The organism is Streptomyces sp. NPDC022910, from assembly GCF_055561075.1.
This window is the reverse complement of the sequence record NZ_JBVHHL010000031.1, coordinates 1-21,806: the sequence shown is the minus strand read 5'-3', so window position 1 is coordinate 21,806 and position 21,806 is coordinate 1. Positions and strand designations below refer to the sequence as shown.

General features: G+C 68.1%; 16 protein-coding genes. 10 read left to right on the top strand and 6 right to left on the bottom strand.

The features are described 5' to 3' along the window. Positions 1-401 precede the first annotated feature (401 nt). Positions 402-530, top strand: a complete 129-nt coding sequence (locus tag ACZ3TS_RS26395; RefSeq protein ID WP_467622441.1) for a hypothetical protein — start codon at positions 402-404, stop codon at positions 528-530. After that, positions 530-1,639: a hypothetical protein gene (locus tag ACZ3TS_RS26390; protein WP_467622439.1), complete on the top strand. Its 1,110-nt coding sequence runs from the start codon at positions 530-532 to the stop codon at positions 1,637-1,639. Before ACZ3TS_RS26395 ends, ACZ3TS_RS26390 begins: the two co-directional genes overlap by 1 nt. 395 nt (positions 1,640-2,034) lie before the next feature. Here the strand turns inward: ACZ3TS_RS26390 and ACZ3TS_RS26385 are convergent, their stop codons facing one another. Together ACZ3TS_RS26385 and ACZ3TS_RS26380 are read right to left on the bottom strand one after the other, a co-directional pair. Then, positions 2,035-2,748, bottom strand: a complete 714-nt coding sequence (locus tag ACZ3TS_RS26385) for a DUF4145 domain-containing protein (protein WP_467622437.1) — start codon at positions 2,746-2,748, stop codon at positions 2,035-2,037. Positions 2,749-2,933: 185 nt separating this feature from the next. After that, positions 2,934-3,239, bottom strand: a complete 306-nt coding sequence (locus tag ACZ3TS_RS26380) for a hypothetical protein (protein WP_467622434.1) — start codon at positions 3,237-3,239, stop codon at positions 2,934-2,936. Positions 3,240-3,353: 114 nt separating this feature from the next. On the opposite strand from ACZ3TS_RS26380, the gene ACZ3TS_RS26375 reads away from it, so the two are divergent. From ACZ3TS_RS26375 to ACZ3TS_RS26360, 4 genes are all read left to right on the top strand, one after another. Further along, positions 3,354-3,719, top strand: a complete 366-nt coding sequence (locus ACZ3TS_RS26375; RefSeq protein WP_467622432.1) for a hypothetical protein — start codon at positions 3,354-3,356, stop codon at positions 3,717-3,719. A 69-nt stretch (positions 3,720-3,788) separates the two neighbouring features. Next, positions 3,789-7,340: a helicase-related protein gene (locus tag ACZ3TS_RS26370; RefSeq protein WP_467622430.1), complete on the top strand. Its 3,552-nt coding sequence runs from the start codon at positions 3,789-3,791 to the stop codon at positions 7,338-7,340. Continuing rightward, positions 7,337-10,111 carry a DUF1156 domain-containing protein gene (locus tag ACZ3TS_RS26365; protein ID WP_467622428.1) on the top strand — a complete coding sequence of 925 codons (2,775 nt, stop codon included), beginning with the start codon at positions 7,337-7,339 and terminating at the stop codon, positions 10,109-10,111. Before ACZ3TS_RS26370 ends, ACZ3TS_RS26365 begins: the two co-directional genes overlap by 4 nt. A 93-nt stretch (positions 10,112-10,204) precedes the next feature. Next, a complete protein-coding gene (locus ACZ3TS_RS26360) occupies positions 10,205-13,579 on the top strand; it encodes a DUF499 domain-containing protein (protein WP_467622425.1) in 3,375 nt (1,124 codons plus the stop codon). A gap of 87 nt (positions 13,580-13,666) precedes the next feature. Here the strand turns inward: ACZ3TS_RS26360 and ACZ3TS_RS26355 are convergent, their stop codons facing one another. Next, entirely contained in the window at positions 13,667-14,668 is a 1,002-nt protein-coding gene (locus ACZ3TS_RS26355) for a hypothetical protein (RefSeq protein WP_467622422.1), read from the bottom strand. A 254-nt stretch (positions 14,669-14,922) separates the two neighbouring features. On the opposite strand from ACZ3TS_RS26355, the gene ACZ3TS_RS26350 reads away from it, so the two are divergent. The 3 genes from ACZ3TS_RS26350 to ACZ3TS_RS26340 all read left to right on the top strand — a co-directional run bounded on the left by ACZ3TS_RS26350 (position 14,923) and on the right by ACZ3TS_RS26340 (position 16,483). After that, positions 14,923-15,579 (top strand): TIGR02391 family protein, encoded by a 657-nt coding sequence (locus tag ACZ3TS_RS26350; RefSeq protein WP_467622420.1) that lies wholly within the window; start codon positions 14,923-14,925, stop codon positions 15,577-15,579. 269 nt (positions 15,580-15,848) lie between these two features. Continuing rightward, entirely contained in the window at positions 15,849-16,103 is a 255-nt protein-coding gene (locus ACZ3TS_RS26345; protein ID WP_467622418.1) for a hypothetical protein, read from the top strand. Beyond that, positions 16,100-16,483, top strand: coding sequence for a PIN domain-containing protein (locus tag ACZ3TS_RS26340; protein ID WP_467622415.1), 384 nt, complete (start codon positions 16,100-16,102; stop codon positions 16,481-16,483). The genes ACZ3TS_RS26345 and ACZ3TS_RS26340 overlap by 4 nt, the downstream gene beginning before the upstream one ends. An 81-nt stretch (positions 16,484-16,564) precedes the next feature. Here the strand turns inward: ACZ3TS_RS26340 and ACZ3TS_RS26335 are convergent, their stop codons facing one another. Further along, on the bottom strand, positions 16,565-19,231 hold the full coding sequence (locus tag ACZ3TS_RS26335; RefSeq protein ID WP_467622561.1) for an ATP/GTP-binding protein: 2,667 nt from the start codon (positions 19,229-19,231) through the stop codon (positions 16,565-16,567). Between the two features lie 203 nt (positions 19,232-19,434). On the opposite strand from ACZ3TS_RS26335, the gene ACZ3TS_RS26330 reads away from it, so the two are divergent. After that, positions 19,435-19,710: a hypothetical protein gene (locus ACZ3TS_RS26330; protein ID WP_467622412.1), complete on the top strand. Its 276-nt coding sequence runs from the start codon at positions 19,435-19,437 to the stop codon at positions 19,708-19,710. A 53-nt stretch (positions 19,711-19,763) separates the two neighbouring features. Here ACZ3TS_RS26330 and ACZ3TS_RS26325 read toward each other — a convergent pair whose 3' ends face one another. Beyond that, on the bottom strand, positions 19,764-20,987 hold the full coding sequence (locus ACZ3TS_RS26325) for an RNA-guided endonuclease InsQ/TnpB family protein (RefSeq protein WP_467622410.1): 1,224 nt from the start codon (positions 20,985-20,987) through the stop codon (positions 19,764-19,766). 77 nt (positions 20,988-21,064) lie between these two features. Further along, positions 21,065-21,787: a zeta toxin family protein gene (locus tag ACZ3TS_RS26320; protein WP_467622558.1), complete on the bottom strand. Its 723-nt coding sequence runs from the start codon at positions 21,785-21,787 to the stop codon at positions 21,065-21,067. Between the last annotated feature and the right edge of the window lie 19 nt (positions 21,788-21,806).

The following is a 21,806-nucleotide window of genomic DNA, read 5'->3' as shown; positions in this document are numbered from 1 at the left end:
TCTCACCCCAACAACGTCCTGCGCTACGGCGCCGCCGGCCGCATCTTCCTCGGCGGTGTCCCGCTCACCTGACTGGCAACACCCAAGTCGTAGTGGCGACTTGATGCTTGGCGGGCTTGGGCGGGATTGGCCTGCCAGATGTGAGGCTCACCCTCTGTTCCAGGTACACGCCATGGCCTGTGACGCTGTGCGGCTGTGAGGTGCAGCGTGACCACGCGTATCGCCGCTGCGCTCTCAGTCGTATTCAGCCCCCCGTTCCCCCGATCGAGTGAACTGCTGATCTGCGGATACTACCGGCTACCTCCTGCGGGTGACGGTTTGTCAGTCCTGCTGCGTACCGTCCCGGTTCATCACGACTCAACCGCGCCTTGGCGGCGCTCGTTACCCAAGGCGGTGACCTCATGAGCCTGACTTCCGGGATCCACTGTCCGCGCACCCCGCTGCGCCGGTTCCTGGACCGTGAACTGTCGGCCGGCGCCCACCCGCTGCGTAAGAACTTCCGGCTCGGGACCACAGCAGCCACATCCTGATGCCGGGACCGGGTGTCGGCACGGAGGCCGGCAATGTCAGCACCGCAATCGACTACCGGCTGCGCCTGGCGTTCACCGCTGCCGAGCCCGTCGACCATGTCGCCCGCGCCGGCATCCTGCTCATCAGCCCCTACGACTCCGACGCACGGCAGCAGATGCGGAACGTCGGCGAAGAACTCGCTGAGCGGCTGAAGGAGACGGCGCTGCGTCTGCAGCTCGACAACCGCGAACTGCCGATGGACCGGGCCCTTGACGAAGAGGAGGACTTGGCCCGGATGTTGATCGCGGCGGCCTGGTACCAGGTCAACTACCGCACCTCGATCGGGTTCGCCTTCACCCCGCTGGCCATCACCGCCCGCGAGGACCCCGGCGCCTTCACCCTCGAGCGGCTGCTGCAGCTGCCGCACCGCGACATGGTGGCCGACGTTGTCGCCCAGCTCTACAAGGCCGCCGACGGCCCCTTGAACGACCTGCGGGCCCGCACCCGGCCGGAGGACTGCACCCCCGCGCCCACGTTCCCCACCGACCGGATCGCCGCGGACGCCGACCTGGCCATCGACGGGCTGCTGCTCGACTTCAAGAGCACCCGGAACACGCGCACGCTCCGCCAGGCCGAAGCGTGGCAGCTGACCGGCTACCTGCTGCTCGACACCGACGACCCGTACCGCGTCGACACCGTCGGCCTGTACCTCTCGCGCTCCGGCACACTGGCCACCTGGCCGGTAGAGGAGTACCTGGAGCTGCTCGGGGCCTGCCGCCGCGACGTCTTGGCCTTCCGCACCGCGTTCACAGAGCTGCTCGAAGGCTGCACCGCCGACGTCGAACCGTACGACCAGGAGGAGGAAGACCGCGTCCGGAAGCTCCTGCAGCGCCTGGCGCCCGTCGCCGATCAGGGCCACTGCCTGGTGTGCACCCAGCCCTGCCCGACGTCCGGACGCCGGCTCCGGGAGTTCTGCTCCTCCTGGTGCCGTGGCCGCGCCCAGTTCCTGCGCAACAGGGGCCTGCTGCCCGGCGGCCCAAACGTGTTGCTCCCGCGGCCGCGCAAGCAGCTCCTGGACCTACCCGAGGACGCGGAGATCGTGAGCCTCACACCTCATTTCCGCAGGTAGATGGGCGATCCGTGAGCAGGGAAGACGGAGCTTCCACGCCCATGCTTCTGTACGCCCTGGTGTCTTCTGACATGCAATCTTGACCGATTGTCAAGTGATCTCGACCGGTGTGGAGAGCGTAAAAGATCACAGCGTTCCTCCGCGTCTTACGACGCCCGGGTCAGGGCTGTCATTCCGGGACCCGGGCCACCGGGCACGCGAGCCAGCTTCCGCGACCACATTCCGGTCCGGGCATCGGCTGCCTCACGACTGAGCAGGCGAGTGAGCGTCCGTCCGGCTTGCTCACCGGCTGGGGCCGGGAATCCCCGGATTTGGCCCCGTCATTCCGAGACGGCGTCGGGAGAGGGAAGGATAATGATCATTTCCCTTTCTCCCCGCACCCTGGGCCCGATCGGCTACGGGGTCCCAGCAGCGAAGGCATCGCGCCGTGCCTTGCGGGCGTCGCGCATCGCCCGTCGCTCCTCGGGCTGTACGTAGAGGATGTGGACGGCCTCGGCGATCAGGTCGGCGACGTCGGCGACCTCCTCGGCGGAGAACTCCAGGCCGTCGTGCAGGCTCCAGTTGCCGAGGAAGCGGGCCTCGTGGAGGTCCTCCACGATCTCGCGGGTGACGCCCCGGTTGACCAGGTCATTGATCTTGTTGGCGAGGTTGCTGCCCTCGGCGCCGAGGTCCTTGCAGAGTTCCTCGACGGCAGCCCGATACATCGCCCCCGCCGCCCGGTATGCCTCGGCGACCTCCGCCCGCGCGCCCTCCGCGAACAGGTCGCGCACCGCGTTCGGGGCGGAGGTGTGTAGCTCGCGCGGGTGCCGCTCCGGCCAGGCCTGGATCACCCGGAGCGCCTCGCCGGTCTTCCCGTCTTCGTGGAAGCGGATCAGCTGATGCAGGACCACGGTCTTGTGGCAGTGCCCGCAGTTGGCGACGATCTGCCGCAGCCAGGTGCGGATCCCGTATTTGAGGTGATGCTCGACAGACGGGTGGTCGGTCTGGACATGCGGCCAGACGTAGGTGCTGAGGCCGCGGTCTCTGACATAGAAGCCGGTGTGGAGGTGGCAGTTCGGGCACAGGCCCGGGGGGACGAGGCCGTTCTGGTCAACGGTGAGTCTGGTCATGGTCCAGGGATAGCGGACCGCCGGGGATCCGGCAGCAAGTTTTCCCGTCCCGGTTCACCACCAAGCTCTGAGCTAGACGGTCAAACTCGCCTGGCACACGGTCAAGCTCGACTGTCAGAGGACACTGGTCCAGCCCGCCAGCCGCGCCGACGGGTGCCACGCCCCCATTGAGTGCCGGTGCGCCATCAGCGGGTGAAGGCGTCGCGGTTCGCGTCGACCAAGAAGCTGCGGTGCCGCTCGTCGTTGGTGCGGCCCCACTTCCCGTTCGAGTAGTACACGAAGTAACCCGTGGCCGGTTCGCGGAAGTCGATGTTGTAGCCGCCGCGTGGCTGTGCGGCCGCGGCGAACGGGCACGCTTCGACTTCACCCAGCGCGGCGCCGCGCCGGTCGGCTCCGTCGTGGACATCCAGTCCAAGGTCCGCGGGCTGCGGGTGCACCTGGATGAGGCGGTGGCCCCGGTGAGGGACGACGAGAGCGAACGTAGTCGGCAACATCCGCAGGCTTCGAACCAACGATGCTGCCGCCCGCCTCCCCGCGGCGTACATCCACCGGCGAGCTTTTAGAAAGTTTAGATATCTTGAATGAAGGATGCTAATGTTCGCGTCATGGAGCGACTCGACGAAGACTTGGCGCAGGTCACCGCCGAGCTGAAGGCGGCTCAGCACGACCTTGTGCGACTCACCGCTCGGATCGAGGGCCTCCAGGCCCAGCAGAAGGCACTGCAGCGGGCAGCCGCGGCAGCTGACGCGTCCACAGACCAGGGCGTGGACCTGGGCTCGCTGACGAAGGCGCGGGCGATTGTGGCCATCCTCAAGGCCGCATCACAGCCCATGACCTTGCAGGACATCGCCGCAGCTCTGACCGACGCGGGAAAGTCCTCCAAGGCCAGCGGTGTCTCGGTCTATATGGACGGCCTACTCAAGGACGGCTTGGTGGTCCGCATCGAGCGTGGTCTCTACACGGCCGCATAGCAGCAGCCATCGGGGATTGTCGGCGGCGGTGGCTACGGTGCACTTCATGATGTTGAGGAGGGGGAGAAGATGACGAGCGCCACCCACCTGCGGCTTGAGGAGCTGACCCCGGGCACGGTGGTCGGCGGCCTGGCCCCGGGCGCCGAGGTCACGGTGGTGGCGTTGCAGATGTTCGGCAACACCGCGGCACGGGTGACCTACCGCCGTGCGGACGGCACCGTCGAGGAGACCATCCTCTACCGCGACCAGGAGCCCCAGCTCACCGCGAGTCAGGCAGAAGACGGGCGGCGCGGATTCGACGCGGACGCCGAACTGTTCCGCGTGGCCGCCGAGGCACTGCGCATCCGGATGGCCGCCCGCGGCGACGCCATGATGGCGGTGTCCACCAGCGTCCTCGATCCGCTGCCCCACCAGATCCAGGCCGTCTACAACGAGCTGCTGCCCCGCACACCGCTGCGGTTCCTGCTCGCGGACGACCCTGGCGCTGGCAAGACCATCATGGCCGGGCTGTACATCAAGGAACTCGCCCTGCGCGGCGACCTGGAACGCTGCCTGATCGTGGCTCCCGGCGGCCTGGTGGAGCAGTGGCAGGACGAGCTCACCGAGAAGTTCGGCCTGGACTTCGAACTGCTCTCCAAGCAGATGGTGGACGCCACCATCGACGGCAACGTCTTCGACCGCCATCCGCGCCTGATCGCGCGGATGGACGCCCTGTCCCGCTCCGACGACCTGCAGCAAGCTTTGGCCGAATCGTCCTGGGATCTGGTCGTGGTGGACGAGGCCCACCGGATGAGCGCGCACTACTTCGGCACGGAACTGAAGACCACCAAGCGCTACACGCTCGGCAAGCTCCTCGGCCGGCTCACCCGACACCTCCTACTGATGACCGCGACCCCGCACGCGGGCAAAGAGGAAGACTTCCAGCTGTTCATGGCCCTGCTGGACGACGACCGCTTCGCCGGCAAGTACCGCGACGGCGTACACCAGCACGACGCCACAGGGCTCATGCGACGCATGATCAAAGAGGACCTGCTCACCTTCGACGGGAAGAAGCTCTTCCCGCAGCGCCGCGCCTACACAGTCCCCTACGAGCTGTCCCCGCCCGAGCAAGAGCTGTACGAGCGCGTCACCCAGTACGTCCGCGAAGAGATGAACCGCGCCGAGCGGCTCGACGGCCAGCGGGGCAACCGGGTCGGCTTCGCGCTGACTGTCCTGCAGCGACGCCTGGCCTCCAGCCCGGAGGCGATCTGGAAGTCCCTCGAACGCCGCCGCCGGCGGTTGGAAGCCCGCCGCGACGAGATGCTCGCCGCCAAACAGGCCGCCGAACTCGAAGCCGCTACAGCACCAGGCCTGGCCGACGGGACACCGTTCCCCACCGCGCTGGCGGCCGCTGTGGACGAGGAGACTCTGGACGCGGAGCTCGACGACCTGACCGGCTCCGAATTGGAAGAACTGGAGGAGCAGGTCGTCGACTCCGCCTCCGCCGCGCTCACCGCCGCCGAACTGGACATCGAGATCCAAAGCCTCACCGAGCTGGAACGGCTGGCCACCCGCGTGCTCGCACTCGGCGAGGACCGCAAATGGCGGGAGCTGTCCGCCCTGCTCCAGGACGACGAGCACATGCGAGACGCGGACGGCCGCCACCGCAAGATCATCATCTTCACCGAACACCGCGACACGCTCGACTACCTCCAGCGCAAGATCCGCGCCCTCATCGGCCGCGCCGACGCGGTCGCGGCCATTCACGGCGGGACCCCGCGCGAGAAGCGCCGGGCCATCCGCGACCAGTTCAACCAGGACCCCGACGTCCGTGTGCTGGTCGCCACCGACGCCGCCGGGGAAGGCCTGAACCTCCAGCGCGCCCACCTGATGGTCAACTACGACCTGCCCTGGAACCCCAACCGCATCGAACAGCGCTTCGGCCGCATCCACCGCATCGGCCAGACCGAGGTCTGCCACCTATGGAACCTCGTCGCCGACAACACCCGCGAAGGCCAGGTCTTCCAACGCCTCCTCGACAAGATCGAGCAGCAGAACCGGGCGTACGACGGCAAGGTCTACAACGTCCTCGGCGAGATCTTCGACGGCGAGCCGCTCCGCGACCTACTGGTCCGCGCCATCCGCTACGGGGACCGCCCCGAAGTCCGCGCCCAGCTCGAGGAGGTCATCGACGCCCGCGTCGGCGAACGCGCCGTCGAACTGATCAAGGGCCTCGCCCTGGACGCCCAGGTCATGGGCATGGAGGACATCAACAAGATCCGCCTGCGCATGGAGGAAGCGCAGGCCCGCCGCCTGCACCCGCACTACATCCAGGCGTTTTTCCGCGACGCGTTCGCCCGGGCCGGCGGCCGGCTCATGCCCCGCGAGGCCGGACGCTTCGAGATCACCCACGTCCCCGTCGCCCTCCGCACCGCCCAGCGACATACGGCCCTCGGCGGCTTCGTACAACGCAAGTACGAGCGCGTCTGCTTCGACCGCGACCGCATCAGCCTGCCCGGCAAGCCACGCGCCGACCTCCTCGCCCCCGGCCACCCCCTCTTCGACACCACCCTCGACCACGTCATCGACCAGCACGCCAGCCTCCTCGCCCGCGGCGCCATACTCGTCGACGCCGCCGACGCAGGCGAACAGCCCCGCCTCCTCGTCGCCCTCGAACAGGAGGTCGTGGACGGCCACCGCCACCCCGTGGACCGCAGCTTTGCCTTCACCGAACTCCTGCCCGACGGAACCGCCCGCGACGCTGGCCCCGCTCCCTACCTGGACTACCGGCCGCCGACCCCCGCCGAAGCGAACGCAGCGCGAGCCCTCCTCGACCAGGCCTGGCTCCACCAAGGTGGCGAAGTCACAGCCCTGGACTGGGCCGTCCGCCAAGCCCTCCCCGACCACCTGCTCCAAGTTCGCGAACGCCTCCTCCCTGTCATCGAACGCACCCGCAGCCAAGTCGAACAGCGCCTCAAGCAAGAGATCAACTACTGGCACGCGCAGGCCGGAAAGCTGGAGCTGGACCTCGCCGCGGGCAAGCGAGTACGTCACAAGCCGGACAAGGCCCGAAACTGGGCCGAAGAGCTCGAACACCGGCGCGCCCAACGCCTGGCCGACCTAGACAAGGACGCCGCCCTCCAACCCAAGCCCCCGCTCGTCTCCGGCTGCGCGCTGGTGGTACCCGTGGGCTGGCTCGCCCGCGCCCTCGGCAATGCAGAACCGGACACCGTTGCCCGCCTGCACGCGGCCGACGGCTACGAGACCGACCGCCGGGCCATCGCTGCGGTACTCAACGCCGAGAAGCTACTGGGCCGCCACCCCGAAGAGATGGCCCACAACAACCCCGGCTACGACATTCGCTCTCTGACCTCGGACGGTCACCTCGTCCATATCGAGGTCAAGGGGCGCCGCCTCGGCGCCGTCGAGTTCTACGTCAGCCGCAACGAAGTCCTCGTCGCTAAGAACCGCGGCGAACACCACCGCCTCGCCCTGGTCGCCGTCCACCCCAACGGCCCCGAACACGACGAGCCGCGCTACCTCGTCGACGCCTTCGCCGACACGGAGTTCGGCGACCTCAGGGCCGAAGGAATTGTCCTGGACTGGCAGGACGCCTGGAACAAAGGAGGAGCCCCGCTGTGAGCGGCGCGCACAACAACGGAACCACGCCGCGCAAGCGGAAGCTCATCGAGGTGGCCCTGCCTCTGGAGGCCATCAGCAAGGCAAGCAAGGCCGACAAGGACCGCAAGGTCGGCACCATCAAGAACATCCACAAATGGTTCGCACCCATGCCCGCCCCGGCCTGGCGAGCCCTGCTCTTCGCCGCGACGATCGACGACCCCGGAGACGCGGCACGCCGAGCCGAACTCCTGGACATCATCGAGGGGCTCGTGCCGGACAACGGCACCGCCCCTTCACAGGAGGCGCTCAAAAGGGCCCGCGCCGCGCTGGCCGAACAGGACGGTGAGCTGCCCACTGTCCTCGACCCGTTCTGCGGGGGCGGCTCCACCCTGGTCGAAGCCCAGCGACTCGGTTTCCCCACCGTCGCTAGCGACCTCAACCCCGTCCCCGCACTAGTCACCCGGGTCGAAACGCAGCTGGTGCCAAGCGTGCTCGGCAAGCCGGCGATCACTGGACCGGGCGGAGGCATCGAGGGCATCGCCGGCGACCCGCTGGCTGGCTTCCTCGCAGACGTCGAGCACTACGCAGGTCTGGTAGAACGGCAGGTCCGTGAGCAGGTCGGCCACCTGTACAAGCCGGTCGACAACGGTGAGGTCGTCGCGTGGCTGTGGGCCCGGACCGTGCCCTGCCCCAACCCCGCCTGCGCCATCCCACTCCCCCTCTACAGCTCACCTTGGTTGAGCAAGCAGAGAGGCCGTGAAGCGTGGCTCAAGCCGATTGTGAGCGGCCGGGGGATCCGTTTTGAGATTGGCGCTGGCAACGCTGACAAGATCCCTGAGCCAACAAAGCGCGGCGGCCGAGGGAAGTTCACGTGCCCTGCATGCGCGACCGATGTCGACGAGAAGTATCTGCGCAAGGCAGGCGCTGGCGGACATCTGGGGCTGCAGATGCTCGCGATCGCCGTAGAGGACTCGTCAGGACGCCGGTTCGTTCCCGCGCCCAGTACGGCGGACGCTGCCAGCATCGACATACCTGACGAAATTCCGGAGTTGGATTTTTTCGCGGACAACACGAAGCAGTTCAGTCCTCCGTTGTACGGGCTTAGGCGGCAGGCTGACATCTACACCCCTCGACAGCTGCACATGCTGGGGGCCTTCGCTGACGCCGTGGCTCAGGTTCCTGCGTGGGTGCAACGCGATGGTGGTGACGAGGCACAAGCGACGGCCATTGCCTCTGTGCTTGCGATCTGCGTCAGCAAACTCGCCATGGCGAATTCGTCTCAGACGCGTTGGAAGCTAGATTCGAAGACTGGCACGACCAAGATTCAGCCTGGGTTTGGGCGCCAGGCAATCCCCATGCTGTGGGATTTTGCTGAGGTAAACCCGTTCAGCGGGGCCGGAGGCAGTTGGCTGGGCCAAATTAGTGCAGTGATCAGCGGGCTCAAGGCTCTCCCTCGGGCCTCGCGTCCTGGCGTGGTGCGGCAGGTCGATGCCCGGAAGGCCGGATCACTCGTCTCCCCGGGTGGCGCACTCGTCGCCACGGATCCGCCGTACTTCGCGCAGATTCCTTATGCCGACTTGAGTGACTACTTCTACGTGTGGCTGCGGCGCGCGGCCGCCGGGATTCATCCAGACCTGTTTGGCACGATGGCCACGCCCAAGACCGACGAACTGATCGCTAACCGATACCGTCATGGCGGCCAAGAGCAGGCACGTCAGTACTTCATCGACGGCTTCGTGGAGGTCTTCTCCTCGCTCAAGGAAGCGTCCCGTTCAGACCTGCCGATGGTCGTGGTCTACGCCCATCGGCAAGAGGAAGGCAAAGACGGCGAGATGGCGTCCTCGGCATGGGACGCGCTGCTTGAGGCGATGATCACCACCGGCATTGGCGTGGTCGGTACCTGGCCATTGCACGCGACCAACAGCACCCGCCAGATTGGCCAGGGGGCGAACGCTCTCGCTTCCTACATCGTGATGATCTGCCGTCCTCGGAAGGCGACGGCGGTTTCCATTGACCGCCGTCGCTTCATCGCGGCGCTGCGTGAGGAGCTGCCAGGCGCGCTCAGGGACCTTCAGCAGAGCTCGATCCCGGCCGTGGACCTGGCGCAGGCCGCGATCGGCCCAGGGATGGCGGTGTTCTCCCGTTACGCGAAAGTGACCGAGCCGGACGGCTCGGCCATGCGAGTACGCGATGCTCTTGCACTTATCAACGACGAGTTGGCGCGAGTGCTCTCCGAACAAGAGGGTGACTTCGACACGGACACCCGTTGGTGCGTGAGGTGGTTCGAGCAGTACCAGTGGGAGCAGGGGCCGTTCGGTGAGGCCGAGTTGCTGGCGAACGCGCTGAATACCTCGGTTCATGGCCTGGAGGACGCGGGTGTGGTTAAGGCGCGGGCGGGCAAAGCCGTGATGCCCCGTCCCGAGGAGCTGCCGGCCTTCTACGATCCGGTCGCGGACCACCGCATCTCCGTCTGGGAGGTGGCAATGCACCTGACCCGCGTGCTGGAAGGCAAGGGAGCGGGAAGCGGTGTGGATGCGGCAGGAGCGTTGCTGGCGCGCGCGCAGACCCTAATCGACGACGACGCGATCAAGGAACTCGCCTACCTGCTCTACAACATCTGCGAGCGCAAGGGCTGGTCGGACAGCGCCCGACGCTTCAACAACCTCGTGAGCTCCTGGCCGGATCTGCAGACGGCGGCGCGCGCCGCTAAAAGGCAGGGCGCCGCGCCGACGCAGGCGTCGCTGGTGTTCGGCGGTGGCAGCGAGGGCGACGAGGAGGACCTGTTGTTCTGACGTGCACCAGGCGAGGGGTGGGCTGTGCGGGACGGCCGCACAGCGTGCGGTGATACGACGAAGACGATGGGCAGGGATGACTAGCCAATGGCGATGAGTAACCGCGACCGGATCGGCCGCATGATCGAACTGCTGCCGGAAGGGCTGCTGCCGCTGGTCGACCGGGAGATGACGAGGCGGCAGGGCGAGGGCTGGTTCGACGACGCTGTTGCCCATGCCCGTGAGGGGGGGTTTTCGATCCTGTCTAAGCAGGACCCGCAGTTCCTCATGCAGGTGATCCTGCGGAACTGGGCCTCCTATTTCCGGCACGCGCTGCCCCCCGCGGCCCGCAACTACGTCGGAGAGCTGAACGACGTCCGCAACAACTGGGCCCACAACACCCCGTTCAATGCCGACGACACCGCTCGCGCCCTGGACACCGCCGAACGCCTCCTCACGGCTGTCGGCGCGCACAAGGACCTGGTGGACCAGGTGCGCCGCTCCCGCCTGGAACACCAGCGCGCCATGATCGAGGCCGAGACGCGCCGGGCCGCGCGCGACATCACCGTGGCGCCCGGCGTGCCCGCGGAGGGCCTCAAGCCGTGGCGGGAGGTGCTCGTCCCGCACGCGGATGTGGCCCGTGGCGACTTCAACGCCTCGGAATTCGCCGCTAACCTCGCCCAGGTCGCTCAGGGTGAGGGCGCTCCGGAGTACACCGACCCGGTGGAGTTCTTCCAGCGCACGTACCTCACCGAGGGCCTGCGGGATCTGCTGGGCAAGTCGCTGCGTCGGATCGCGGGGGATCACAACGCGCCGCCCACGGTCAACCTGCAGACCAACTTCGGTGGCGGCAAGACCCACTCGATGCTCGCCCTGTACCACCTGTTCAGCCCGGGACTGCAGCCGCAGCGGCTCCCGCAGGAGGTGCATGAGCTCATCGACGCCCACCCCGGAGGTCTTCCCTCCGAGCCGGTGCGCCGCGTCGTGCTGGTGGGTACTGCGCTCAGCCCTGGCCAGCCCGAGGTCAAAGTCGACGGCACGAGGGTGAACACGCTGTGGGGCGAGCTGGCCTGGCAGCTGGGCGGCCGGACCGGGTACGACCTGGTCGCCGCGGCCGACCGTACCGGTACCAATCCGGGCGCCGCCCTGCAAGACTTGCTCGCCGCGTACGCCCCATGTCTGATCCTCGTCGACGAGTGGGTCGCCTACGCCCGGCAGCTCTACGACACCGAGAACCTGCCCGCGGGCTCGTTCGAGACGCACTTCACCTTCGCGCAGAACCTCACCGAGGCTGTCGAAGCCGTCTCCGGCGCCCAGCTCGTCGTTTCTATCCCGGCATCCGACGACGGCACCGGCGCCGGCCAGGACACCGAGGTTGGCGGCCCAGCCGGCCAGCATGCGCTAGACCGGCTGCAGAACATCATCCGCCGCAAGGCCGATCCGTGGCGACCGGCCAACGCGGATGAGTCGTTCGAGATCGTGCGCCGCCGGCTGTTCGAGCCGCAGCGCGGCGAGGCCCAGGTCGAGATCAACAAGGCCGCCCGAGTGTTCACCCGCTTCTACGCCAACCACAAGGCGGACTTCCCGTCCGGCGTGGACAGCACCGACTATGAGAAGCGCATCAAGGCCGCCTATCCGATCCACCCGGAGCTGTTCGCCCGGCTGTACGAGGACTGGTCCACCCTGGAGCGCTTCCAGCGCACCCGCGGTGTCCTGCGGCTGATGAGCGCGGTAATCCACGCCCTGTGGCGGGACGGCAACCAGAGCCCCATGATCATGCCCGGCGACATCCCGCTCGCCGACCAGCACGTCGCCAGCGAACTCACCCAGTACCTGGAGGACCGCTGGAAGCCGATCCTCGACACCGACGTCGACGGCACCGACTCCACCCCGCTGCAGATCGACAAGGAGAAGCCGTACCTCGGTGACCGCATGGTCACCCGGAGGATCGCCCGCACCGTCTTCTTGGGCTCGGCAGCCACCTTGAAGGCCGCCACCAAAGGCCTCAGCGACCCCTACGTGCGCCTGGGCATGGCCATGCCCGGTGACACCATGGGCAATTTCCGCACCGCATTGAACACCCTCGCCGACCGCTCCACCTACCTCTACTCCGAAGGCAACCGGTACTGGTACGACACCCAGGCCAGCGTCACCCGGATCGCGAAGGACGAAGCCGACCGCCTCGTCGAACGCCCCGAGGACGTGTGGGCGGAACTGGTCCGACGCCTGGCCCCCACTCAGCGCCGCCCCGGCGACTTCGCCGGCGTGCACCTCGCCCCGCAGCACAGCAGCGACATCCCGGACGACCCCGAGACCCGGCTGGTGCTCCTCCACCCGCAGCACCCGCACGCCCGGAACAAGGACGACAGCCCGGCCATGCGCTTCGCTGCCGAAGCACTCGGCTCGCGCGGCTCCGCCCAGCGCAACTGCCGGAACATGCTCGTCTTCCTCGCACCGGACCAGAAGGAACTCGACAGCCTCATGGAGGCTGCCCGGGAGTACCTGGGGTGGCAGAAGGTCCTGAGCCGGGCCGACGAGCTCGACCTGACCGCGAGCCAGCGCCGCCAGGCCGAGTCCCGCCGCAGCCAGACCGACGAAAAGGTCGAACTGCGGCTGAGCCTGACGTACCAGTGGGCACTCATCCCCGAACAGCGGGAAGACCCCGCCCGGCCCGTGCAGTGGGAGGCCATCAAGGTTGAGACCGGCAAACCGGACCTCGCTGTGCGCACCGCCAACCGCCTCAAGCGCGAGGCACTGCTGTGGGTCGAGCAGGCGCCGGCGCTGCTGCACCAGAAACTCACCGGCCCCCTCTCCTCCATCTGGCAGCAGGACGGCCATATCACCGTGAAGCGCATGTGGGACCTGCACACCCGCTACCCCTACATGAACCGGCTTCGGGACCGTTCCGTACTCGACCGCGGCATCGAGGACGTCCTGCACATGATCGACTGGGAGCGGGAAGGCTTCGCACTCGCCACCGGTTACGACGAGGCCACCGGCCGGTACTCCGGGCTGGTGCTGCCGGGCGGCAACGCACGCTTCGGCCAAATCACCGATGCCACCCTTCTGGTCAGGCCCGACCTGGCACTGCGCCAGCGCGAAGCAGACGCCCAAGCAGCGGCGAAGACGCAGGCGGCCGACGAGACTACCCCCGCACACACGGCGACCAGCAGCGTGAGCGCCGGCGGACCCGGCGGGTCGCTCGGCCCAGATGGACAGAGCGCGGAGGACCAGAAGCCGACCGGCCCAACGGCGGTCCCCAACACCCGGTTCTTCGCGCGTGCCGTACTGACACCGGAGCAGTACAGCAAGAACGCCAGCAAGTACGCCATCGAGATCCTTCCGCACCTGGACCTGATCGGTTCCGAGATCGAGATCACGGTCGAGATCCACGCGAAGCGACCCGACGGCTACCCCGACGACAAGGTGCGCACCCTGATGGAGAACGCCAACATCCTCAAACTGCAGGCGGAATTCGAATCCGAGTAGATCACCGTGCTGCTGGGTGGCAGCGGCCACCGCTGTCACCCGGCCAACCGTTGACTCGATATGTGGCTGCTGTGCTCTGCTCAGTGGTCAGCGGGTGAAGGCGTCGCGGTTCGCGTCGGCCATGAAGCTGCGGTGCCGGTCGTCGTTGGTGCGGCCCCACTTCCCGTTCGAGTAGTACAGGAAGTAGCCCGTGGCCGGGTCTCGGAAGTCGATATTGCAGCCGCCGCGGATGTGATCGCACAGACAGGTGCACGTCTTGTAATCGACTTCCCAGCCCAGCCCGGTCGGCCCGTCACCAAGAAGGCGGACCAGATGGGGGCAGGGCGGGCCGTCGGTGGCCTCCAGCCGGAAGCCGCCCATGGAGCTCCATGCGTCGGTTGCGTTGATCTCTCCCGGTCCTGCGGTAGCACGGATGCGGCGCAGCAGAGGGGAGAAGATGGGCGCCGGTTTTACTGGGAAGGCGCTGGCTGCGGTGTGGGTCGCTCGTTCGTCCGGGGTCCAGTTTGAGTGGTCTTGCAGGAGTTGGTAGTCGTCGCGCAGCAGGTCGGTGACGCGTTCCCACCATCGGGGGTTGAAGCCGGTGAGCAGGATGCGGGCCGGTGTTCCCGGGCGGTACAGGCAGATGCCGCCCCGCTCGCGGCGATAGCGGAGGCCGGCTACACCGGAGACACGGTTGTGGGGGTCACTGCTGTCGTCCGCGACCGAGCGGGGAAGCAGCATGTCAGCCCAGTACCGGATCACGTACGGTTCGGCCAGCATCCGAATGCCGAGCAGCTCTGGTTCTGGCCGGACTCTGATGATCCCCAGGGGATCCTGCGAAACTCCGCCGATCTTGCAGGTGGCGAGGAACACGGCGGCCTCCAGCTCCGCCTGCTCCGGATGGCGCGCCGCGGGGATGGCCAGCGCTTCTCCGGCGGGGCTGACCAGCGAGTGCAGGGATTGATGGGATTCGCCCGTGCAGCGACGGCGGTCCTCAGTGGCGGCCAGAGCTGTCTGGTGGCTCATCGATGCCTGTTCCGCGCCGGCCGGCCCCCGTCGATCAGCGCTATGTCTGCGTGGTTGTGCATCCGATGCCGTGGGTGGTGACACTTCTGGCCGGTCCTCGGCAACGGAGCTTGCGGGGGCGTCATCCGTCGCGCGGCCGGGCGTTCACAGGCCCGCGCTGATCCAAAGGCACCAGCCCATATCAGGTCAAGGCGACACGACACGGAAAAGCAGACCAAGAGTGTCAGTGCCGCGTCGTAGCGTGTGGCCCCATGAACTTCAGGTACATACCGCCGGTTCCAGCAGAACAGATCCGGCAGTTGCCCACGCGGGATGTCGCGCTCCTTCTTCTGCGGCACTTGGCCAGCGGCACCGGATATTTGCAGTACGTGGGCACGATGAGTTCCGCGCGGCAGGCGTTCCAGGAAGAGCCGGATGCGGACGCGCTCGTGAACCGGCTGTCCGACGCCTGGTGCTGGCTGGAGGCGCAGGCGCTGCTGTCCCGGGAACCCAGCCAGTCCGATGCGTTCCGCCGAGTCTCCGGCGACGGCATGGACTTGGTGAAGGACCCGCAGGGCATCACGCGGTTCGAGGCCCGCGAGCGGCTGTCCGGTCCGCTTCACCCGGCCCTGGAAGACACGGTGCGCACCAACTTCGACTTGGGTGATTACGAGACGGCGTGCTTCGCCGCGATGAAGGCGGTTGAGGTCGCCGTCCGCGACGCCTCCGGACTCGACAACTCTCTGGTCGGAGTAAAGCTGATGCGGGAGGCGTTCCGACCTCATGAGAACGGCAAGGTCGGCGGCGCGCTGGCCGACGTTGAAGCCGAGGGCGGGGAGCAGGCGGCTACCGCCAACCTGTTCGCCGGCGCCATGGGCGCATACAAGAACCCCGCCAGCCACCGCACCGTCGATTTCGACGACCCGATCGAGGCAGCAGAGATCATCCAGTTCGCGGACCTGCTGCTGCGCCAGGTCGAGCGGGCCAAACGCCGCATCGGCGCGGCAAGCGTGTAGAGGGCGCCCACGGCGCGGGGTCTGCGCAGCCGTCGGCCCTCCCGTGGGGAGGCCGGGAGGGACGGCGCGGCCCCGCCCAGGTGACAGCACCTGGAATCGGCCGCATGGCGGGATCAGCCTTTGACATCCCGCCCCTGGGCCGATGGGGGAGCCATGCCGTCTCCAGGTCGTCCCGCCATTCGGGAGCCGCCTCTGGTGGGCCCCAGCTGCGCCGACGGCGCGCTCGAAGACGTGATCCCCATCATGTCTACCGGCGGTAGAATCGCTCTATGAGCAAGCCGACAAGCATCAAAACCAGCGAGGAAGTGCGCGACCGGCTGCGCATCCTCGCGGAGGAGCGCGGCACCACCATCACGGAACTGCTGGAGGACCTCGCTACCCGCGAGCTCACAGCGGCCGAGCGGGAGCAGCGAGCCTTCGAAGCTGCCCGTGAGCTCGGCATCGAGTACACCGAGCAGGTCCAGCAGGCCGGCCAGGACGCCTGGGCGAAGATCCGCGCCCACCAGGGCAGCGCCGCCGCATGAACCTGACGGCCGTCCTCGACCACACCGCTCTGGCCGCCCTGTATCGCGCGGATCCCTTCTTCACCGGCCTCTACATCGAGGCCTCGCGCGGCACTGGCCGGGTCATCATCCCGTCGCTGTCCGTACTGGCCGCCGAACGGCAGGTCGCCGGTGCCGGCAAGCACGCGGCGACCCTGCGGTTCGCGGAGAACGTGCCGTTCACCGCGGCGCACGCGGCGCACGCGGTGGATGCGATGGACTGGACAAACGTCGACTGGCCGGTGGCGCACGCGGCAGCGATCGCCTGGCACGCGGTGAAGGCGGGGGAACCACTCACTGTCCTGTCGCTGCAACCCGAGCTGTACGCGGGCACCGGCATTACTCCACTGAACCCGACCTGACCTTCGGCCTGGCGGGTCTCCCGGCGCCGACCGCAGACGGTTGTCAGGGCGGGTATGGAAAACGAGACGGCGACGCGCGGATCACGGCTGGTCGATGCCCAGGTGGTTGCGGCGGGCGGTGACCAGGGCGCGCCACCGCTGACGGGTGGCTGGTTCGCCGTCGAGCCAGCGGGCGCCGGACACCTGTGACCGGGGCAGGTCGGCCATGTACTGGGCGATGTCCAGGTAGTAGGCGTAGTCGCCGTTCTGGGTCTGTTCACGCAGCCGGGAAAGGGTGGCGGAAAGAGCCTCGTGGTCGTCGAGTACGGCCTGGTGGAACGCCGCGGCGAGATCGAGGGTGGGGATCATGGAGGTGAGGCCGGCGATGTCGAGTTCGGCGCGCAGGGTGTGAATGCGGTCGTCGAGCGCGGGATTTCCGGCGTCACGGATCAGGGCGGCGATGGCCGCGTTGATGGTGGTGGCGCGCAGGTCGAGGTTGGCGAGGAGCTGGTGGGCCAGATCGATTTCGTCGCCGGCCTGGCGGGGGTCGTAGAAGGCGACGGCGAGGGCGCGCAGGGCTTGGTTGTGTGCGGCTTCACCGGATTTGGCATGCTGTTCGGCTTCCGTGCGCCCGGCGAGGTAGGCGGCGGCCGCGCGTTCCGGTTCTCCCTGCAGCCACCACAGGTCGCCCAGGACGCGCTGGTGGCGTCCTTCCCATCCCAGGGTCTGTGCGGCAGCGTGCGCGGCGGGGAAGTCGCCGGCAAGCCGGGCAGCCTGGGCGAGGCCGCGCCGGGCAGCGGGAGCCAGGCGGCCGTTGCCGTCGGCGACCTGCTGGTATCCGCGGCGTGATTCCTGGCCGTGTCCGATGTCGCGGTAGGCCTTGGCCCGGTAGTACAGGGCCATCTCCTCGAGTTCGGCAGGCAGGAGACGGGTGTCGAGCACGGTCGTCAGCCGGGCGACGGTGCGGGTGCGGTGTTCGTGCTGGCGACGGGCGAGGGCGCTGAGCAGTTCGACCAGGGCGTCGGCGGCCGTGTCGAGTCCCGCGCCGGCCTCGGGCGGGGCGAGGGGTTCCCATACGGAGTCGCTCACGTACGTCCATGCGGCGGCGGTGAGCCAGTCGAGGTTCAGTCGGTGGTCGCGGGCGAGGCGCAGTCCTTGGCGCAGGCACGCGATCAGCCGCAGCCGGTCCGGGCCGGGGGCGGCCTGCCATTGTTCGCCCAGGGCGGTGAAGGCGCGCTGGGCGGCCTGGTGCCAGTCGCCGTCGGTCCAGCGGTCGTCGGTGGTGGCATCGGCGTTGCGTACGGCGGAGCGGATCAGGCCGTGGAGGTGGAACGGCCACAGGCCGAAGGGATTTTCCCGGATGAAGGGCCGCTCGGTCAGCCGCAGTGCGGGAGCCTCGTGGGTGAGGCCGGCGGCCCGGGTTGCGAGCGGCACGTCGAAGGCGTCCAGCAGGCTCACCGAGCGCAGAATGTGCCGTTCGTCGGGGGTGAGGTCGGACAGGGTGCGGGAGACCAGGGCTGGGAAATCGTGGTCGAAGTCGGCCGGTTGGGGCGTGTGGCCGCTGCGGCGCAGTTCGAGGAACCGCGCGACCGACAGATCGAGGTACAGCGGCAGGCCGTGCGATCTGGCGGTGATCACCTGCCGGATGTCCTCACTGATGAGGGGCTGGCCGTCGCGCTTCAGGCGGCGGGCGAGGTAGTCGTCGCAGTCCTCGGGGGAGAAGTCGCCGATGAGGACTTGCCGTGCCGCGCCGGCCTGTGCGGGGGTGCGGGCAGCGGGCACGGCCGGGAGTACGAGTCCGGGCCAAGCGGCGGGGCCGGTGTAGTCGAGCTGGCCCTGCAGGGCTGCATCGGACCACTGCAGGCGGGAGCGTCCGGTGATCACCCAGAAGGCGTTCGGCATGAGCCACACCGTCCTCTGGATCAGCCTCTCCAGATCGCGGCGGGTGCGGTCGCCGATGTCCTCGAACGTGTCGAGCAGGACGACCGGGACGACGCGCCGGCCCTCGGGGAGGCGGGCGAGCTCCCACGCCAGCAGGTGCGGGTAGAAGGACAGCGTGTCCAGGTCGGGTTCGGCCTCGAGGAGATCCGCCAGCCGCGCGCAGTTGGCCAGCGCCCGTACGGTCTGGCGGCGTTCGCGCAGCGCGTGCACGAGTGAGCCGGTGATCTGGCCGACGACCGAGCCGACCGTGCCGGGGAGCATGAGCGCCTGGGCGACATCGGCGAGCGCGGACTGCATCTGCTGCGGCAGCGCCTGCCCAAACCGGGAGCCGAGTCCGCCGCGGCGCAGATACTCCTCCAGGGGTTCGCCGGGATGGTTCGCTTCCCAGTAGCGGCGCAATGCCAGGTCGAAGGCGGGCAGTGGACGCCCGATCCGAGTAAGAGCCGCCCGGATCGTCAGCACGATCTGCTCGAAGTCAGTGCCGGCGGAGCGGGCGAGGTCGATCCTCACTGGCAGGATCCGGTCAGCCGGCCAGCCGGGCTCGCCCCACTGGGCGGGCCTGCTTCCTGCGTCGGCGAGCGCCGTCTCCAGCTTCCGGGACAGGGTCGTCTTGCCGATGCCGCCGACCCCGTGGAAGACGAGCACGTGGTTACGGGGCGCCTCGAGGTCTTCGACCGTGAAGCCGGGGGCGCTGATGCGCTGGAGGTGCTCAGTGAGTGCGGCCGCGACCGCCTCCCACTGCATGGCCCGGTTGGTGAACGCCTCGACGGCCGTCACGCTGCTGTCGTTCGTGCTGAACAGGGCCCTCAGATCCCGGCCGCCGGTCACACCCACCCCCGAAAGATGATCACTTGAGAGCCCAACCTATGCCTGTCCGGCATCACTTGGGGAGTCCGCCCCTCCTCTCACCACTCCCTCGGCGACGGTTTTCGGCCCGTCGTGTACGACGCTGCGCAGGTGGCCACTGGTTCGGTGGCAGGCGGGGAGGACAATGGCCACTCCCATTCAAGATCAAGATCAAGGGGGTTGCCGTGCCCGGTACACCAGACGAGTCCGACTTCTCCGGCCTGAAGAAGGGCGAGGCCCAGCGGGCCGTCGACATCGTGCAGGAGGTGGTGCACTGGTACACCGAACAGATCGCTGCCGAACGCAGGACGCCGCTGCCGGATGAGGACCGGATTGCACAGTTGACGGGCGACCGGACGGCCGCCTACCAGGACCTTCAGCGGCTCGAGGACGCCGACCCGGCGGAGGAGGACCGCCTGGCCGCGCTCTATGCGGCGCGGCTGAGGCAGCTGGAGTCTTGACTTGCTCTCCCTCAAGAAGGGAGATTCTGGCCTGCTCGCTCGGTGCCGTGCCGCTACGCGGCATGGGCATCGGGCGGGCTTCCGTGGCTTCCTGCTTCATCGCGCTGCGCCAGAACGGGTTCTGGTCTTACCGGCGCTCCACAGGCTGTCACCGCCAGTCCGGCGGCCTGTTGGACGTTGATCGCGGCGTTGTGGTCGCGGTCGTGGACGCTCCCGCAGGCCGTGCAAGTCCATTTCCGCACGTCGAGGGGTTTGGGTCCGTTCGGGTGGCCGCAGGTGGAGCACACCTGGCTGGTGGGCTCCAATCGTCCGATCTTGACGAACGTGCGCCCGTACCGGGCGGCCTTGTAGGCGAGCATGTTCACGAACTGGGACCAGCCCGCATCATGCACACTCTTGGCCAGTCGGGTGCGCGCGAGTGCTTTCACGGCCAGGTCTTCCGCGGCGATTGCTTGGTTCTCGCGGATCAGCCGGGTGGAGAGCTGGTGATGGAACTCGCGGCGCGCGTCGGCCACGTGCGCGTGAGCGCGGGCGACCTTCAGGCGGGCCTTCTCGCGGTTCTTCGATCCCTTCTGCTTGCGCGACAGCTCCCGCTGGGCCTTTTTGAGCTTCTTCTCCGCACGGCGCAGAAACCTCGGGCTGTCGATCTTCGTGCCATCGGACAGGACGACGAAGTGACTCAGCCCGAGGTCGATGCCGATGCTCGTCTCGGCGTGGGGCATCCGTTCCAGATCCACGGCCGGGTTGGTGTCGATGACCAGGGAGGCAAAGTACCGGCCCGCCGCATCCTTGATCACGGTCACACTGGACGGGACCGAGGGCAGGACACGCGACCAGCGCACCCGCACCTCGCCGACCTTCGGCAGCAGCAGTCGCCCTGCCTCGGTGATCTTCCAGCGGGCGTTCCGGGTGAACCGGATCGCCTGCCGGGCGTCTTTCCTGGACTTGAAGCGCGGCGCGCCCACCCGCGCCGCTTTGCGGGCTCCCTTCAGGGAGGCGAAGAAGTTCCGGTACGCGTTCTCCGCATCCCGCAGCGACTGCTGCAGCACCACAGCCGACACCTCGTCCAGCCAGTGCCGCTCACGGGTCTTCTTCGCTTCGGTGACCAGCGTCTTCGACAGCACCGCTGCGGTGGGAAACGCCTCTCCTGCCGACCGCGCACGCTCCCGCGCCGCGATCGCGTCGTTGTACACCACCCGCGCACACCCGAACGCCCTGGCCAGCGCGACGCGCTGACCCGGTGTCGGATCGAGGCGGAAGGCATACCGAAGCTGCATGATCCGGACGCTAACACCAGTCACTGACAGCCCCCCGGACGGATCAACCGAATCCAGCTCCGCTGGAAACGATTCGGCTACGCTCCGATCGCCAGGTCCAGATTCGCTTCACCACGGCGTGAACGCCGGTGCGCTGCGAATGAGTCCCGGTAGCCGGGCCGCGGCGTGGGCAGCAGCGGTGCGGCGGGGCGGTGCACGCCGATCCGTGACGGTTGCAGGTGGGCGGGCATCAACGGGCGGGCCAGGGCGGCGATGTCGTCCAGTTCCGCACGGTGCTGGGGCAGGGCCCGCCGCAGCCCCTGGTAGAGCCTGATGAACTGGGCGGCTTCCTGCTCCGTGTAGGGGCGCGCTCGTTCGGCGGCCAGCGCCCACGAGGCCCGTCCGGGTGTGGCGGGCTGCTCTTGGCGCAGCAGGGCCTTGCCGTCGCGGCGGATCACCGTCACGGCGGTGATTGCCGGATGGGTCTCGGCGGCCGCCACGACGTCGGCGACGCCCTGGTAGCAGCGGTCGTGCCCAGCACGGGAGGTGAACCGTCCGGTGATTCCGGCTTCCAGGGCGCGGGCGTAACGCAGGGCGGTGAACAGACGGCTGTCCGCCTCCCGTACGGCCAGCACCACCAGCTCCACCGGGTAGCCGGCCTCGTAGCAGGCAACCGCGCTGGAGAGGACGTCGTCCGCGCTGCCCGGGGCGGCCTCGATGAGCAGGTCGCCGCGCTGTGCCCGCACCCTCTCTGTCAGCCTGTGGTGAGACGCCCTTCTGTGAACGTTTAACCTGAGAGGGCACGACAGGAGATTGCACACCCATGAGCAGTAGTGAACC